This window comes from Lentilactobacillus parakefiri (assembly GCF_002157585.1).
In the GTDB taxonomy this organism is placed as follows: Bacteria; Bacillota; Bacilli; order Lactobacillales; family Lactobacillaceae; genus Lentilactobacillus; species Lentilactobacillus parakefiri.
In genome coordinates this window covers 1-14,597 of the sequence record NZ_BDGB01000097.1, presented here as the reverse complement: position 1 = coordinate 14,597, position 14,597 = coordinate 1, and the positions used below count along the sequence as shown (strand labels likewise).

Sequence of the window (14,597 nt, the reverse complement as noted above, 5' to 3'; positions counted from 1 at the left end):
ATTAAAAATCAATTAGACATTCTCTAATTAATTACATAGTATAGGTTAATAATTAATGGGATACAAGATATTATGTTAGCTTATATAACATACCAGGCAAGTAAAAAAGCTGCGCCGGACGGACCAGTTAACGGTCTGTCCGCATCGCGCAGACTTTTAATGATCATTCAATTAAACAATCGTTTCTAAGTGTAGAAGCTGATCAATCTCGTAGGTCGGTTTGATTTTGACAGTGTTGGCCTTATGAGCTGGGTTAAACCACACTGAATTGATCCCGTACGAACTGGCACCCTTAATATCAGAGGTCAGCGAATCGCCAATGACCAGTGATTGATTCTTAGAGAATCCGTTAATTTGGTGAGCAACGTAGTCAAAAAATCCCCGGTTGGGCTTTTGGACCCCGACCGTTTCCGATGCGAAAATAGTCGTGAAGTAGGGGGCTAAGCCGGATTCGTTTAAGCGCCGATGTTGAGTCTTGGCGATCCCGTTGGTCACTACATACAGATCGTGAGTGGAACTGAGGTCGGCTAACAGCTGCTTGGCCTGAGGCATTGGACTGTGACCTTCGGCAAGAAAGCTGCGGTACTGTTGTTCGTAAGCTTTGCCATCAATTGTTTGACCATAGTTGGCAAAAAAGCGTTGAAAACGGGTGTTCAACAGCGTCTCTCGGCTAATTTCGCCTAATTCATATTGCTACCAAAGCTGCTCATTGGACTGGTGATAGTCGGCATAGATGTCCGTGGTCAGTGGCTGGCCGACAGCTTGAAATAGTTTTTGGATCGCGTCATGCTCGGCGGCTTGAAAGTTTAATAGTGTGTCGTCTACATCAAATAGCAGTGTTGGATATTTCATCGAAAGTACCTCATCTTTTTTAAAAATTCTATCATAACTTGAAACGGAATTCTGTGATGATTCACAAACTTGCCGGAATTATTGCCTTACATTCTGTGTGAAGTGCTACCATATAAAGTAAAGGTTCAACACATTACATACAGGGGGGTCTTAACATGGTTAATCATATCACGCTATATCAACACGGAACGCTGGCACTACTGGTTCCTGGATTGTTAAAGGGAACAATCACAATGAGTGAGCTCTTAAAACACGGCGATACCGGGATTGGAACCGGCGAAGGCTTGGATGGCGAGCTGATCATCCTTGACGGCAAACCCTATCACGTTCATGCCACAGGGGATGTCACCCTGGCCCCCAAGTCGTTTAGGATGCCGTTTGCCAACGCCCACTTTGCCCGTTACACACCACTAGCTGAACTGGAAAATGTGAATCAAGCAGAGTTGAACAAGCAATTGGTCTCGTTGAGTCGGGCTGCCAACACTTTTTTCTCCATTAAAATAACCGGTACCTTTTCCAATATTCAGACCCGGGCAGCGGTTAAATCTCGGCCACCCTATCATACTTTGGCTGAAACTGCTGAAAATCAAAGCGTCTTTACCCGAGATCAGATTAATGGCACCCTGATTGGCTATTACGCGCCTCAACTATTCGAGGGCGCAGCGGTGGGCGGCTTTCATGACCACTTCATTTCCGATGACCGAAAGTTTGGCGGTCACGTGTTGAATTTCCACCTTGTAAAGGGAGATGTCAGCTACCAGTTGTTCGATACCTTCGAACAACACTTGCCGGTCAGCGATAAGGACTTTATGCAGCATGATTTTTCGAAAGACGATATCGCCGGTAGTATTCAAAAGTCCGAATAGTTCGACGGTTAATTATAATTATTCCGATTATCGTTATCATGATTTAACGCTTTATAACCTTTTAGTAAACGTAATACTAATATTAGTAAAACTTTTGCATTCGCCATAAACACTGGGGCGAATGCATTTTTGTTTGGTCGAAATGAAAAATTTATATGATAACCGGTTTTGGTACTTGATTTATACGGATGAATCCGTTAACATAACAAACTATGGACGCTGGTTATTTTTGGATAGCGGCCCACACGTGATGCTGTAAATGAATGTAAGCGTTACGACTGTAAGTATGAGAGAGAACTTAGTAGAAAAATCAATGGGTTGTATTTATTTGATTTGTTATGTAACCCCTTTCAACCTTTAGGATTAGGGAAATCATCGCGAATTAAGTATTGGTCTAACATACAAAGGAGAATGATGATGGAAAAGGCTGCTGTAGTAGAGAAGAAAATCTCAAGCGGATTTATTTATTTCTTCGGTTCATTCGGAGGAATTTTATTTGGATATGATATCGGGGTAATGACCGGGGCACTCCCGTTCTTACAAACTGATTGGGGATTGCAAGGCAATGCCACAATCACCGGCTGGATTACATCAGCCGTGATGCTGGGTGCCATTTTTGGTGGTGCAATTGCCGGTCAGCTGTCAGATAAGCTGGGTCGAAGGAAAATGATCCTGCTTTCAGCGTTGATTTTCATGGCTGGATCACTGCTATCCGCCGTATCGCCTCATGATGGTCAGTTCTACCTGATTGGTGTCGGGTCTTCTTAGGCCTCGCAGTTGGTGCGTCTTCAGCGCTTGTACCGGCCTACATGTCAGAAATGGCACCGGCCAAGATGCGTGGGCGTTTGACGGGAATTAATCAGACGATGATTGTGTCTGGAATGCTCTTATCTTACGTCATGGACTTTGTCTTGAAAGACCTGCCTGAAAACTGGGCATGGCGTTCAATGCTCGGCCTGGCTGCTCTGCCAGCCTTGATCCTGTTCTTCGGTGTATTGAAGCTGCCCGAATCACCCCGTTTCCTAGTTAAAAACGGCCGTCCAGACGATGCACGCAGAGTGTTAAGCTACATCCGCGAAAATGATACCGAAATTGATAATGAATTAGATCAGATTCAAGAAACTGCTTCACAAGAAAAGAAAATTTCTAAATCAACCAGTTGGGCAACCGTCTTCAGCTCAAAGTACCGTTACCTGGCAATTGCCGGGATTGGCGTGGCGGCTTTCCAACAGTTCCAAGGAGCCAACGCAATCTTCTATTATATTCCGTTGATTGTTGAAAAAGCGACTGGTGCGGCTGCCAACTCAGCCTTAATGTGGCCAATTATTCAAGGGATTATCCTGGTCATTGGTTCACTGGTCTTCTTAGGAATCGCTGACAAGTTCAAGCGGCGGACGCTGCTGATTCTGGGTGGGACAGTCATGGGACTCTCATTTCTTTTACCAACTGCTATTAAATTCCTGGTACCAAATGCAAGTCCATTACTGATCGTCTTCTTCCTAAGTATTTACGTTGCCGCATATTCATTCACTTGGGCCCCATTAACCTGGGTGCTGATTGGTGAAGTTTTCCCACTGGCAATTCGTGGTCGGGCATCCGGTGCCGCCTCATCCGCTAACTGGGTTGGTTCCTTCGCTGTTGGGCTGCTCTTCCCGATTATGACCGCCAGCATGCCACAGGACGCTGTATTTGCCATTTTCGGTGTCATCTGTCTGCTGGGTGTCTGGTTCATCCATTCTCGAGTACCAGAAACCAAGGGCCGCAGTTTGGAAGACATTGAAGAAGAAAACATTAACAAATAATCCGATGGGCTATTCCTAATAAATTGTGGGATAGTAATTATACACAAATCAAGAGGCTGACACAGGCGCAACACCTGTGTCAGCCTCTTTTGACTGTTCGCTTATATTTAAAAAGGCAATGAACGCCCTTGATGCATATTATTGAAGCAGTTCCTTAATAATTGCCTCGCCAACGCCAGTCGCTGAGTTGGGGTTTTGGCCGGTAATCAATCGATCATCAACAACGACATTCGGCTCAAAAGCAGTTCCTTTCACAAAACTGGCGCCCGCTTTGTCGAGTTCATCTTCAAGTAGAAATTCAACGTCGTTGGTGAGACCGTTTAAAGCTTCCTCATCATTGGTGAAGGCGGTCAGCTTGCGGCCATGAACAAATCGCGTGCCGTCTTCTTTCCGCATCGGCAGCAGGCCGCAAACGCCGACGCAGTTAGCGGACACAATCCCGCCATTGGCATAGATTTTTTCGGCAATGTCGGCTAGCTCCGTGTTCTGTGGGAAATCGGTCATGGAACCGTGCCCGCCAACAAAATAAATAACCTGGTAGTCTGTTGGCTTGACATCAGTTGGTGTTAGCGACTGGGCGAGATGCTGATTTCTGAAGGTGTCGTCCAAATAATATGCCCAATCAGTCGCATCCATATCATCAGTCCCCAAACTCAAGGGATCTAGTGGAACGTAGCCGCCTTTTGGACTGACATAATCGACATCGATACCATTATCAACCATTACTTTGTTGAAATGGGTCGCTTCTTTCAGCCAGATTCCGGTGGCCCGTTGAATCTTCTTAAACTTGTGATTGTTTGTTACAACCATTAAAGCTTTTGTCATAAGCAGTGTTACCTCGATTTTTTGTTCTGATTAGACTTTTCGATTTCACTTCACCATTCCCATCATAACAGATAATTCATGAGAATGATGGGAAATGGGGTGTTGTATAAGTTTTAACACATGTGTTATCCTTAAAGCCAGCTATTCATGAAAATGGGTGGCCCTTTACTTGTAGAATTGTGCTTGAACATCAATACTAGGAGGAACACATGGCAGACGCCATATTAAATGTTGAACACCTTAATAAGAACTTTGGCCGCAAGCAGGTTCTTAAAGATGTTTCGTTCTCAGTTCAGACCGGACACATTGTCGGATTAGTTGGTCCCAACGGTGCCGGTAAATCAACCATCATGAAAGCTGTCTTAGGACTCTTCAATTACTCAAGCGGCAACATTATGATTGATGGTGAACCAGTTTCGCCCACCAGTCACAAAGCAATGGATAAGGTTGGGGCCTTGATTGAATACCCCGGAATTTATCCATTCCTGACAGGTTATCAGCACCTCCAGTTATTTTCAAAGGAATCGACTTCCAAAGATCAACTGATGGATATCGTCGACAAGATGAAGATGGATTCATACATCAACCGCAAGGCCAAGACCTACTCATTGGGTATGAAGCAAAAGCTTGGAATTGCCTTGGCGCTGGTTGACCGTCCCAAATTCGTTATTTTGGATGAGCCGATGAACGGTTTGGATCCACAGGCTAACAAGGATCTGCGAACCATCATTTTGGATTTGGCCAAGCAGGGGACCACGTTCTTAATTTCCAGTCATATTTTAAGTGAGTTGGAAAAATTAGTCGATGACTTGGTCGTTATTGATAAGGGGCAGATTGTCTACACCGAAAGTATGGCTAATCTCGAAAGCGGCGGCAAGAAGTTGTTGGTTCTCCAGACTTCAGATGATACCCGCGCTAAAGAGATCTTAACGCAAAACGGTTACCAGCTCGATGACGGCGATAAGCTGAGCATCATTGAAACTGATTCAACCAAGATGGCTGACGTGATCAAACTACTGTCCGACAACGATATTGAAATTGAAGATGTCCAACACGTCCACAGTGATTTGGAAACCTCCCTCTTAAACCTGCTCAAAAACGACAAAGTAAAGGAGTCATAGGATGATAACCTTAGTCAAACAAGAAACTTTTAAACTGCTTCATAAGAAGAGTACCTATGCCGTTTCAGCGACGCTGTTGATCATCATGACAATTTTTGGTGTCCTGACCAGAAACTACCCGAAGTATTGGGGCGATCCCAAGGGGATGTTTGTTGAAATGTTTACGGGAATTAACTGGATCGTCCTGTTCCTGATCGCGGCCTGCAGTTCAATTATTGCGATGGAATTTCAGTATGGCACAATTAAAGAATTGCTGTATCGGAAGTATTATCGTGGCCAAATCTTAGTCAGCAAGTGGATTACCATGCTGCTGTATTCGATTTATTTCTTTGCTTTATGCTTTGTGTGGTCGATGCTTTTGAAAGTGGTTTTGTTTAACGACAAATTCAAGCTTACGGATACCTTTCAATCGGGTTACTCTGTGATTGAGACACAGTGGCTTGGCATTGTTGGTTCTTTCCTAACGATCTGGCTGGTCCTCAGCTTGGTGTTGTTATTAGCCAATATTTTCAAGAGTACTGCTGCAGCAATTTCAATCGGTATTATTGGCTACTTTGCCTTGAGTATAATTTCCAATGTGATGTTTCTATTGATGCACAGATGGGAGTGGCTCAAATGGAACCCGTTAAATATGATGAACCTGTCACAGCAGCTTGTGTCTAGTTCGATTCACAAAATGACCTTGCTGTCGACGCCGGAAATGGTGATTGGCAGTTTAGTCTACACCGCAATTTTTATGGCTATCAGCTACGTCGTCTTTAAGCGCCGTAGCGTATAAAATAATTTAATTAGTAGTACCAAGACGAAATTGGCGGAAGATCCGTTGGTTTCGCCCTTTGGATTGTCCATAGTGTTGATGAAACGATTTGGCACCAATTTAATAACGGTCTCATTAATTATTAAGAGATTCTAATATTTAGGCGTCGCTCGCGCTTGTTGATGGTATTTCTCCCAGAGTTTGTTAGTATGTATCTGATTAAATATTACAGATATATTTCAAAATCACTTTGGGGGAATGGCATATGGTCCATAAACGTTGGTTATTAGTGATCCCAGCTATGTTGCTGCTGATGGGGTGCAGCGCTCAAAAGAAATCGACGGCACAGTCGTCCCAGTCACCGGCAACGACACAGTACGGCAAGTATAACGGGCTGACTTTAGACGTATCACGGCGTCATTATCGGGTGGCGACGCTGACAAAATTTATCAAATTGGTTGCTGATCATCATGGCAGCTTTATTCAACTGCATTTTAGTGATGACAAGGACTTTGCGATTGAAAACGACTATATCGGCCAGTCGCTGAAGAATGCGAAGAAAGTCAACGGTGTTTGGCATAATAAGAAGACAAATCAATTTTTCTACAGCAAAGCTGAAATCAAATATTTGGTCAATGATGCCAACAAACAGCACGTGACACTGATTCCGGAAGTCGACACACCGGCCCACGTGACCGCAATGGTAAAAACCATGAAAGCCAACGGAAAGGCACGATTAGCCAAACAGGTCAGCTGGTACTCACCGAGTTACCGCGAGGAAATTCACCTCAATCAAGCCGGCATTCAGTTTGTTGAAAAGCTGGACAATGAGGTGGGGGCTTCATTTGCCGATCAGGATAACCCCCGCTTTCATCTGGGTGGCGATGAATTTAGTGACAATGTTTCGGAAAATCCGGCCTACGTTAAATACCTGAATGCAACCAGCGCCAATGTTGAAAAAATGGGGTTCATTCCTGAAGCTTGGAACGATGGCTTCTTGAATCGAAATATCAAGCAAATTAATCACCATATCCAAGTGACTTATTGGAGCTGGACCGCTGATCAGCACGGAACTTTGGGGGCAACTCGACGTAAGAGTTGGGCCTCAATGCCCAAGTTGATCGCTAATGGCTTTCAAGTGTTTAACTATAACGATTATTATTTGTACTTCAACTTGTCCAAGGCTAACATCACTCAGAAGAATGTTGATTACATGATTAAAGATATGCGGCAGTATTGGAAGCCGACACTCTGGCACGACGACTATGATCCAACCTTTAAGTCAACCAAGGGAATCGTTGGCAGCAGTGCATCCATTTGGGCCGATTCAGCCGGTTCGTTTTCTGACCAACAGGTGTATCACGCGGGGGCACCATTTGTAAAAGCCTTCTTAACATTGGCAAACAATCGGTCATAACGGGGGAGATTGAAGCATGAGAACACTTAGTTATTTTGTGATCCTCTATCCAGTCATTGTTTCAACGGTGTGGATTATTGGATCGATTTTCTTTGCCATCCAGCAGCGGCAGGTGCCACTGCGAAATTTGCATCAGGGACAGCCTGATGATTTGGTATCGGTACTGATTCCTGCCCACAACGAAGAAGCGACTTTGGGACAGGTGGTTGAATCGGTTGCCAAAATGGCCTATCAAAAAATTGAACTGATTTTGATTAACGATGGCAGCCAGGACAATACGCTTGGCATCATGAATCAGCTGCAGAATCGTTACAGCAGCCAGTTCCCGGTTAAGCTTGTTGACATCAAAGTTAATAAGGGCAAGGCCAATGCGTTGAACGAAGGGGCCAAAACTGCTCAAGGTGCATTTTTGCTTTGCCTGGATGCGGATTGTTTCGTTGATCAAAATGTCCTTGGCCCCATGTTGGCCCAATTTTATGATGATCCAAAAGTGGGTGCGGTCGCCGGCAAGCCAATCGTGCGCAACCGAACCAGCATTTTAGGCCGGCTGCAGCTGCTTGAGTACGTAGGTGTCATTGATATTATCAAACGCGGCCAAGCTTTTGTGATCGGACACATTACCACTGTCTCCGGGGTGGTGGTGGCCTATCGCAAACAAGCCATTGAGGACGCCGGCTGGTGGAACATTGATGCAATCACGGAAGATATTGATATGACTTGGCGGTTGTATCACCATGGCTGGCAGGTGCGTTATTGTCCCGAATCAGTTGCCTGGATTCTAGTGCCCGAACGGATAATGGATTTGATTCATCAACGAAGACGCTGGGCACGTGGCGGCTTTGAAGTGCTGTTTCGTAATCGGGGGATGTTTGTCACCGGCCGCTTGAGTGAGCAATGGCTCCTAATGGATATGGTCTTGAGTGATCTTTGGGCCATCAGCTGTTCATTTGTGACGTTGTTTTACTTATTCACGATTATCTTTACCGGCGCCATCATCATGGATGGCGTGATCCTCTTTTTATTGTTATTGATTAGTCTGATTCAATTCTTGATTGGTTACGCGGATTCAAAGGAGTCCGATTTCATTCGGTGGCAGGATCTCGTCTTATTACCGTTTTACGTTTTCTTTTACTGGTTCATTAATTTGGTCAGCTGTTTGACGGCTCTTTGCTCCTTCTTTTTGGATCCCCAACACGTTGGCAGCTGGCGTAGTCCGGATCGGGGGCTTTGATGATGAAAAAAGAAAAACGGACGAATGATTTAATTATCCGCAAGCGCTCGTCAATCTTCAAGATGTTTGAAAGGTTTGTTTTCTTGGTTGGATTGTGGGCAATCACGGCTTACATCATTTACGTTAATGTATGCTTCTTATTAAATGCCTACTCAGACACGCTAGTTTCAGATTATTTATTTTTGAACCTATCCTACTTTGCCTATGCTCGATTTGCACTACTGGTCTTGGTAATGGTGGTTGTGATGACAGTCTTTGGGTGGCTGCGGATTAAAACACTAAAGCGGAGGGCTGATCATCATGAGCAAGACAAGTCGTAAGTGGATTTTGGCCGCTTTGATTACTATTTTTTTGGCGTTATTGGCGGTGAGTGTCCGCCACAATATTGCTTACCAGCTGGGAAATCGGCCGGACTTTTCGCTGTCTAAACGCGTTCAGCGAACAAAAAATGGGATTCTGGTCTTTTCCTTTCACCGCGTTCTTAACCCCACCGATATTGTCAAATTCGATGAAAAAGTCTCGCCAAATACCCAGTTTCATGATTTTAACGAGAACCTACCAATCTTTAAGCAGCAGATGAATTACCTCCACACTCACCACGTGAAGGTGATTTCGATCAAGCAGATGATTGCGATGGCTCACAGTAATCGTCCTATTCGGGGGAAATACGTCGTGATCACTTTCGACGATATTGATCGGACGTCGATTGACAATGCTTACCCCGTTTTGAAGAAGCTGCACTATCCGTTTACCCAGTCAATCATTACCGGCAACACCGGCTGGTATAAGCAGGGAACCAAGTTAGCTACCTGGCCGGCAATTCAGAAACTGCATCGAGAGGCCGGCAATCAGGTAACCTTTGGTGTTCATACCAATCGCATGCACTATTTGGTTGACGGTGGGATTCCGGTCTTCAACGTTCCGGCCAACTTTTCACGATTTAAGCGCGACTACGCAACCAGTCAGGATGTTCTCAAAGAAAAAATTGGCTATAAGTCGCCGATCTTCACCTATCCATACGGCAGCGGCAACTTTCAAGTTCAAAAGTTCTTAGATACCCGGCCTGGGCTAAAGGTTGTTTTGACGTTAAATGACGGGATTGTGACCAACCACAGTAATTTAAAACAAACCCCGCGGATCATTGTGAATACCTACAGCTGGCCAAGTATTAAGGCCTGGATTAATAACTAGTCCGACTTTGTTTGGTTAACTATTTACGCTAAAATGAAATAGCGATCACTAAACGGAAGGACGACACCATGACATTTTATACTTATCAGTACCTGCAGGGATCACAAAGTAAGTGGCAATACGGCAGAATTATCGTTTTAAGCGTATTGGCGATTATTTTTATTGGTTTTTTGATTCATTACCTGCGCAATCGAATGGATATGAAGTACAAAGATTTAACCATTATTGTCGGAACATTATTACTGTTGATTTTAGCGGTTCAATACGATGATTTCAGTGCGATTCAGTCGGCTTCCCAACAGACTGGGCAGATTACCCAGACGGTCAAGCAGGTCGCCAAACGACTGGACCTTCGACCGGGGGTGGTTAGCATTAATTCAACCACCCAGAATGCCAATTTGATGGTTAAGACCCCGGACGGCTATTACCGGGTGGACTATAACGCGGATGGCACCCAGTTTGTGTTGGAAAAAGTTGAATTAGCCGCAACAAATCACATTAAAGTTCAGGGAGTGGAATAATGTTTACATATTCAGACGTTGCATTAAAACTAATCGTTGGTTTTCTCTTTATTACGATTTTAATTAACTTAACCGGGAAGGGGAATCTCGCACCGACATCCGCAATGGATCAGCTGCAAAACTACGTCCTTGGGGGCATTATCGGTGGAGTGATTTACAACCCGGCGATTACGATGGCCCAATTCTTGGTCATTCTCCTACTCTGGGCGCTCTTAATCATGGTTACCAGATATCTTAAAACCCATATTCATTGGTTTGGTAAGTTCATTGAAGGAGAACCGATCACCCTGGTGCGTAATGGTCAGCTATTGGTTGAGAATTGCATTCGCGCAAATTTGTCGGCAAAAGACGTTGATTTTAAGCTCCGGACTGCTGGGGTTTATAACATTAAGGACGTCAAACGGGCAATTTTGGAACAAAATGGCCAGCTGACGGTCCTCAATCAGGGGGAGGGCAGCATTCGCTACCCGGTGATTGTCGACGGCCAAGTGGACCCAGACGTTTTGGATTTAATGGGCAAAGATGAAAAGTGGCTGACAGCGGAACTGGCAAGTCAAGGAATCCAAAATGTGCGGGATGTGTATTGGGCAACCTACCGCGAGAATTCATTGAAGGTTGCGACGTTTCCTGAAAAATAACGGATTAGAGCTAGTTTGAAAGGAATGGCTGCCTGAAGTCAAGTTATTGAAATCCTCATTATTGTTAAACATATCGAATAATTATCCAATACTAGCCAGATTTCATTGACTTCTTAGTTATTTGTTATATTATTAACAATAACTTTGAAGACGCATCATTCTTTTCAACTATCTATTTCCGGAGGTCAGGATTATGCAATTAGATCAGATTAACCCTTACGTTTCAAAAGTCATGCCATCCGCAATGCGGAAATTCGACCATGACATTAGTGCCGATAAAAAGATCATCAAGCTCACACTGGGTGAACCGAATTTTAATGTTCCCGAACACATCAAGCAGGCGGCGATTGAGGCGATCAATCACAATGAATCACATTACCCATACTATTGGGGGTATCAGCCGCTTCGTGAGGCAGCTTCAAATTACTATCAAGAAAAATTTGGTTATGACTACCCAGCTGAACAAATTCTGGTGACGGTTGGTGCTACTGAAGCGGTGGCCTCAACGATCAAAGCGTTATTTAAGCCGGGGGATGCGGTGATTATTCCGACACCAGCCTACCCGCTCTATAATGCATTGACAACCTTAAATGAATTGCATACTATCCTAGTCGATACCAGTGATGACGGGTTTGTGCTGACTCCGGAAAAAGTCCAGCAGGCAGTTTCTGCTCATCCTGACTGGGATGTGAAAGGGCTGATTTTAACTGATCCCAACAATCCAACCGGGGTTGCTTATACGGAAGACCAACTAAAAGCCCTTGTGCCCGTGTTAAAAGAGCAGGGCATCTGGGTGATTAGTGATGAAATCTATGGTGAATTGACCTATGGCCAAAAACACTATACGATTTCCAAATGGCTGCCTGACCAAACCATTATTGTGAATGGTTTGTCCAAGTCCCATGCAATGACCGGTTATCGGCTGGGACTAGTCTTCGGGCCGGCTGGGTTTATGGATGAAATTGCTAAGGTCCACCAGTACACCGTGACAGCGGCTGCTTCTATCGTTCAGTATGCGGCTATTGAAGCATTAACCAATGGTTAAGACGATTCCAAGCCAATGCTTCAGGCTTATCAAAAACGCCGGGATTTCGTGGCTAAAGAAATGGACGAAGCTGGCTTTGACGTTGTTCATCCAGGCGGCGCCTTCTATGTCTTCGCAAAAATTCCGACGGCCTTACACATGAATAGCTGGGACTTCGTTAACACTTTAGCCAAAGATTATCATATTGGGCTAATGCCCGGTGATCCGTTTGGCGATAATCACTATGTCCGAATTAGTTATGCGGCCAGTGATGAGGCACTTTCTGCCGCAATGAAAGCAGTCAAGCAGCTGGTGGTGGATCATTCAACGCCAACTGCTGAGTAGGTGAAGCTAGAGTAGAAAAAATGTTCACATTTCAGAATTAATATGTAGCAGGACAATTCAAAGAGGTCACCACTTCGGTAAGATAACCGATGGGGTGACCTCTTTTTTTCGACGAATCAATCTAATTTTAAATGGTTATGTTCTAGAGGTTCTTATGGTGCACGATACTGGTTTGTTTCGTAGCGTCTTGAATCAACTGTTGATTTAACTGCCGGAACTCAGTCTGGGCATAATTAGCGTTGAGCTGGTTTTGCTCGGTTAGATAGTTGATTAGATCGTTACCAGTTAACGTTTGCGCATGTTTGTCTGAGTTCGCCAGGTTTATTGTCAATTGGTGGGCAACGATCTGTTGAGTCGGAATCACCCGTCGATTAATGAATTTGTTTTTATAAGGGTCAGTCAAGACCTTGGTCATTTTGTAAGTCCAGTAAGCCGATTTTGAATCGGGCTGATCATTGCCAATCTTATATTGATCCGGTGTGTTGTTGATGTTGGTATAGAAGGGGATGTAGGCACTTGTTGCCGGGGAGGCCATTGCCAGCCACTGGATGGCGGCGATATTAGTTGGAACATTATTTCTGATTTGGAGAATATGTGATTCAACGTCGGTGGGCACATTGATTGGCCGGAAGCCGCCGACCCATCTGCCGTTGGAATCGTACTTGGTGTTGTTAAAATGGGAACTTAATACCTTTTGAATTTGGGGGATACAAATCTTTTTGTCTGGTTTCATGAACATGGCAAAGCGCTTGGTGGTAATCGCCTGCTTTTTGCTTGGGGTAAGAATGCGCTGACCATCCCATACTCTCGGCCGATCGTAAGTTTGATCCAGCTTATCGTTAGTTCCAAACGCCAAGGCCAGATCAATGGTACCGTTGTGATAGCCTTTCAGATGGTGCTTTTTAACGAAGTTCACAATGCCTGGAGCTGCCAAATAGCGGTCCGAATCCTTTAGATTTAATTTCCCAATCATAGTTTGGTTGGGGACAACGGCGTACCGGTTATCGGGAACCCGGACGGCTGCCCATTTGTGGCCGGACACAATTTCCATGTACCAGATTGACTGATTATCGCTGAAAATAACCCCGTTATTTTCGGCTGAGCCCTGGGTTTCAATAATATGACCAAGATACTGAACCCCCGCTTTGGCCGACGTGATGTATGGCAAGACCACATCTAAAATTGACGTTTCTTTTAAGCCGGTTTTGACAAACGGGTCCGCTTTTTGGGCGTTACGGTTAGTGGTGGCAGATTCTGTGCCACTCATAGCGACATTGCTTTGGTTAATCCCATCTTCACCGAATTGATTCTGGCCGTCACTTTGCTGCCAATCGGGAGTGCTGGTGTAGCGCTGCGCCTTTGCCGGCAGGTTCACCGTAAAGTGGTTATCCTTGGATACATACTGGGTGGGCCCGCTGTCGGTAGCTGGATGAACAATGAAATGCTTTGCCCACGAAGTATCAACGTCCTCGTTTCGAGCAATCATGGTTGACCCATCCGTGGTGACATTTTTACCAACCAGGACTGTTGTACACGCATTGGCGCTAATAAAGATGCCGGTAGATGCTGCAGTGGTGAAAAGCCCAACTAATAGTCGAGAAAATCTCATGGTTATTCCGCCTCTCTAGTGTGAAATATGAACTGATTCAATTTGATTGTACCGGACCAAGCAGCCGCTGACAAGGCTGATATTAAGCCAAATGAAGCGCTTACACAAAAAAACGGTCCCTTATGCAATTATATACGGAGCAAGGTGCAATTTTTATTCAAAAAGCGAGGCTGGGACAAAAGTCCTAGTTAACGCAAAAAAAGCTTCGGAAATTTTTCCGAGGCTTTTTTGCATTTTATGTAGCACAGAGAATTCAACTCTGCTATTCTTAAATCGACAAAAACCCAAGGATAGGAGTGAATCTCTATGTACAAACATTATAACAATAATCAAACCAATTTAACATTACCACTGGAAATTTCAATTTCAGAAACGCATATTGTCCGGGCCATTAGCGC

General features: G+C 44.6%; 12 protein-coding genes and 3 pseudogenes. 11 read left to right on the top strand and 4 right to left on the bottom strand.

Annotated features, from left to right (window positions below):
* Window positions 1-171: 171 nt before the first annotated feature.
* Window positions 172-681: pseudogene (locus LPKJCM_RS09660) on the bottom strand (YjjG family noncanonical pyrimidine nucleotidase); the annotation flags it as partial.
* A gap of 12 nt (window positions 682-693) precedes the next feature.
* Window positions 694-852 carry a YjjG family noncanonical pyrimidine nucleotidase gene (locus tag LPKJCM_RS13615; protein WP_225364178.1) on the bottom strand — a complete coding sequence of 53 codons (159 nt, stop codon included), beginning with the start codon at window positions 850-852 and terminating at the stop codon, window positions 694-696.
* Window positions 853-1,007: 155 nt separating this feature from the next.
* Between LPKJCM_RS13615 and budA the strand changes: the two genes are divergently transcribed.
* Together budA and LPKJCM_RS09650 are read left to right on the top strand one after the other, a co-directional pair.
* Entirely contained in the window at window positions 1,008-1,718 is a 711-nt protein-coding gene (gene budA, locus LPKJCM_RS09655; RefSeq protein WP_057961728.1) for an acetolactate decarboxylase, read from the top strand.
* 417 nt (window positions 1,719-2,135) lie between these two features.
* Window positions 2,136-3,520 (top strand): annotated as a pseudogene (locus tag LPKJCM_RS09650) (sugar porter family MFS transporter).
* A gap of 138 nt (window positions 3,521-3,658) precedes the next feature.
* Here the strand turns inward: LPKJCM_RS09650 and LPKJCM_RS09645 are convergent.
* Window positions 3,659-4,345 (bottom strand): type 1 glutamine amidotransferase domain-containing protein, encoded by a 687-nt coding sequence (locus tag LPKJCM_RS09645; protein WP_057961729.1) that lies wholly within the window; start codon window positions 4,343-4,345, stop codon window positions 3,659-3,661.
* A gap of 209 nt (window positions 4,346-4,554) precedes the next feature.
* Between LPKJCM_RS09645 and LPKJCM_RS09640 the strand changes: the two genes are divergently transcribed.
* The 9 genes and pseudogenes from LPKJCM_RS09640 to LPKJCM_RS09600 all read left to right on the top strand — a co-directional run bounded on the left by LPKJCM_RS09640 (window position 4,555) and on the right by LPKJCM_RS09600 (window position 12,590).
* Window positions 4,555-5,466, top strand: a complete 912-nt coding sequence (locus LPKJCM_RS09640; protein ID WP_057961730.1) for an ABC transporter ATP-binding protein — start codon at window positions 4,555-4,557, stop codon at window positions 5,464-5,466.
* A 1-nt stretch (window position 5,467) separates the two neighbouring features.
* Window positions 5,468-6,244: an ABC transporter permease gene (locus LPKJCM_RS09635; protein ID WP_057961731.1), complete on the top strand. Its 777-nt coding sequence runs from the start codon at window positions 5,468-5,470 to the stop codon at window positions 6,242-6,244.
* A 244-nt stretch (window positions 6,245-6,488) separates the two neighbouring features.
* The gene (locus tag LPKJCM_RS09630; protein WP_174659029.1) at window positions 6,489-7,640 is read left to right on the top strand and encodes a family 20 glycosylhydrolase; all 1,152 of its coding nucleotides are present in this window, start codon (window positions 6,489-6,491) and stop codon (window positions 7,638-7,640) included.
* Window positions 7,641-7,656: 16 nt separating this feature from the next.
* A complete protein-coding gene (locus LPKJCM_RS09625; protein WP_057961732.1) occupies window positions 7,657-8,871 on the top strand; it encodes a glycosyltransferase family 2 protein in 1,215 nt (404 codons plus the stop codon).
* 2 nt (window positions 8,872-8,873) lie between these two features.
* Window positions 8,874-9,191 carry a hypothetical protein gene (locus tag LPKJCM_RS09620; RefSeq protein ID WP_057961733.1) on the top strand — a complete coding sequence of 106 codons (318 nt, stop codon included), beginning with the start codon at window positions 8,874-8,876 and terminating at the stop codon, window positions 9,189-9,191.
* Complete coding sequence (locus LPKJCM_RS09615) at window positions 9,172-10,062, top strand: polysaccharide deacetylase family protein (RefSeq protein ID WP_057961734.1); 891 nt, start codon at window positions 9,172-9,174, stop codon at window positions 10,060-10,062. Before LPKJCM_RS09620 ends, LPKJCM_RS09615 begins: the two co-directional genes overlap by 20 nt.
* A 68-nt stretch (window positions 10,063-10,130) precedes the next feature.
* Window positions 10,131-10,583 carry a DUF3290 domain-containing protein gene (locus tag LPKJCM_RS09610; protein ID WP_057961735.1) on the top strand — a complete coding sequence of 151 codons (453 nt, stop codon included), beginning with the start codon at window positions 10,131-10,133 and terminating at the stop codon, window positions 10,581-10,583.
* Entirely contained in the window at window positions 10,583-11,221 is a 639-nt protein-coding gene (locus LPKJCM_RS09605) for a DUF421 domain-containing protein (RefSeq protein WP_057961736.1), read from the top strand. Before LPKJCM_RS09610 ends, LPKJCM_RS09605 begins: the two co-directional genes overlap by 1 nt.
* A gap of 193 nt (window positions 11,222-11,414) precedes the next feature.
* Window positions 11,415-12,590, top strand: a pseudogene (locus LPKJCM_RS09600) (aminotransferase class I/II-fold pyridoxal phosphate-dependent enzyme).
* 142 nt (window positions 12,591-12,732) lie between these two features.
* On the opposite strand, the gene LPKJCM_RS09595 reads toward LPKJCM_RS09600, so the two are convergent.
* Complete coding sequence (locus LPKJCM_RS09595; RefSeq protein ID WP_057961737.1) at window positions 12,733-14,199, bottom strand: C69 family dipeptidase; 1,467 nt, start codon at window positions 14,197-14,199, stop codon at window positions 12,733-12,735.
* Window positions 14,200-14,597: the final 398 nt, after the last annotated feature.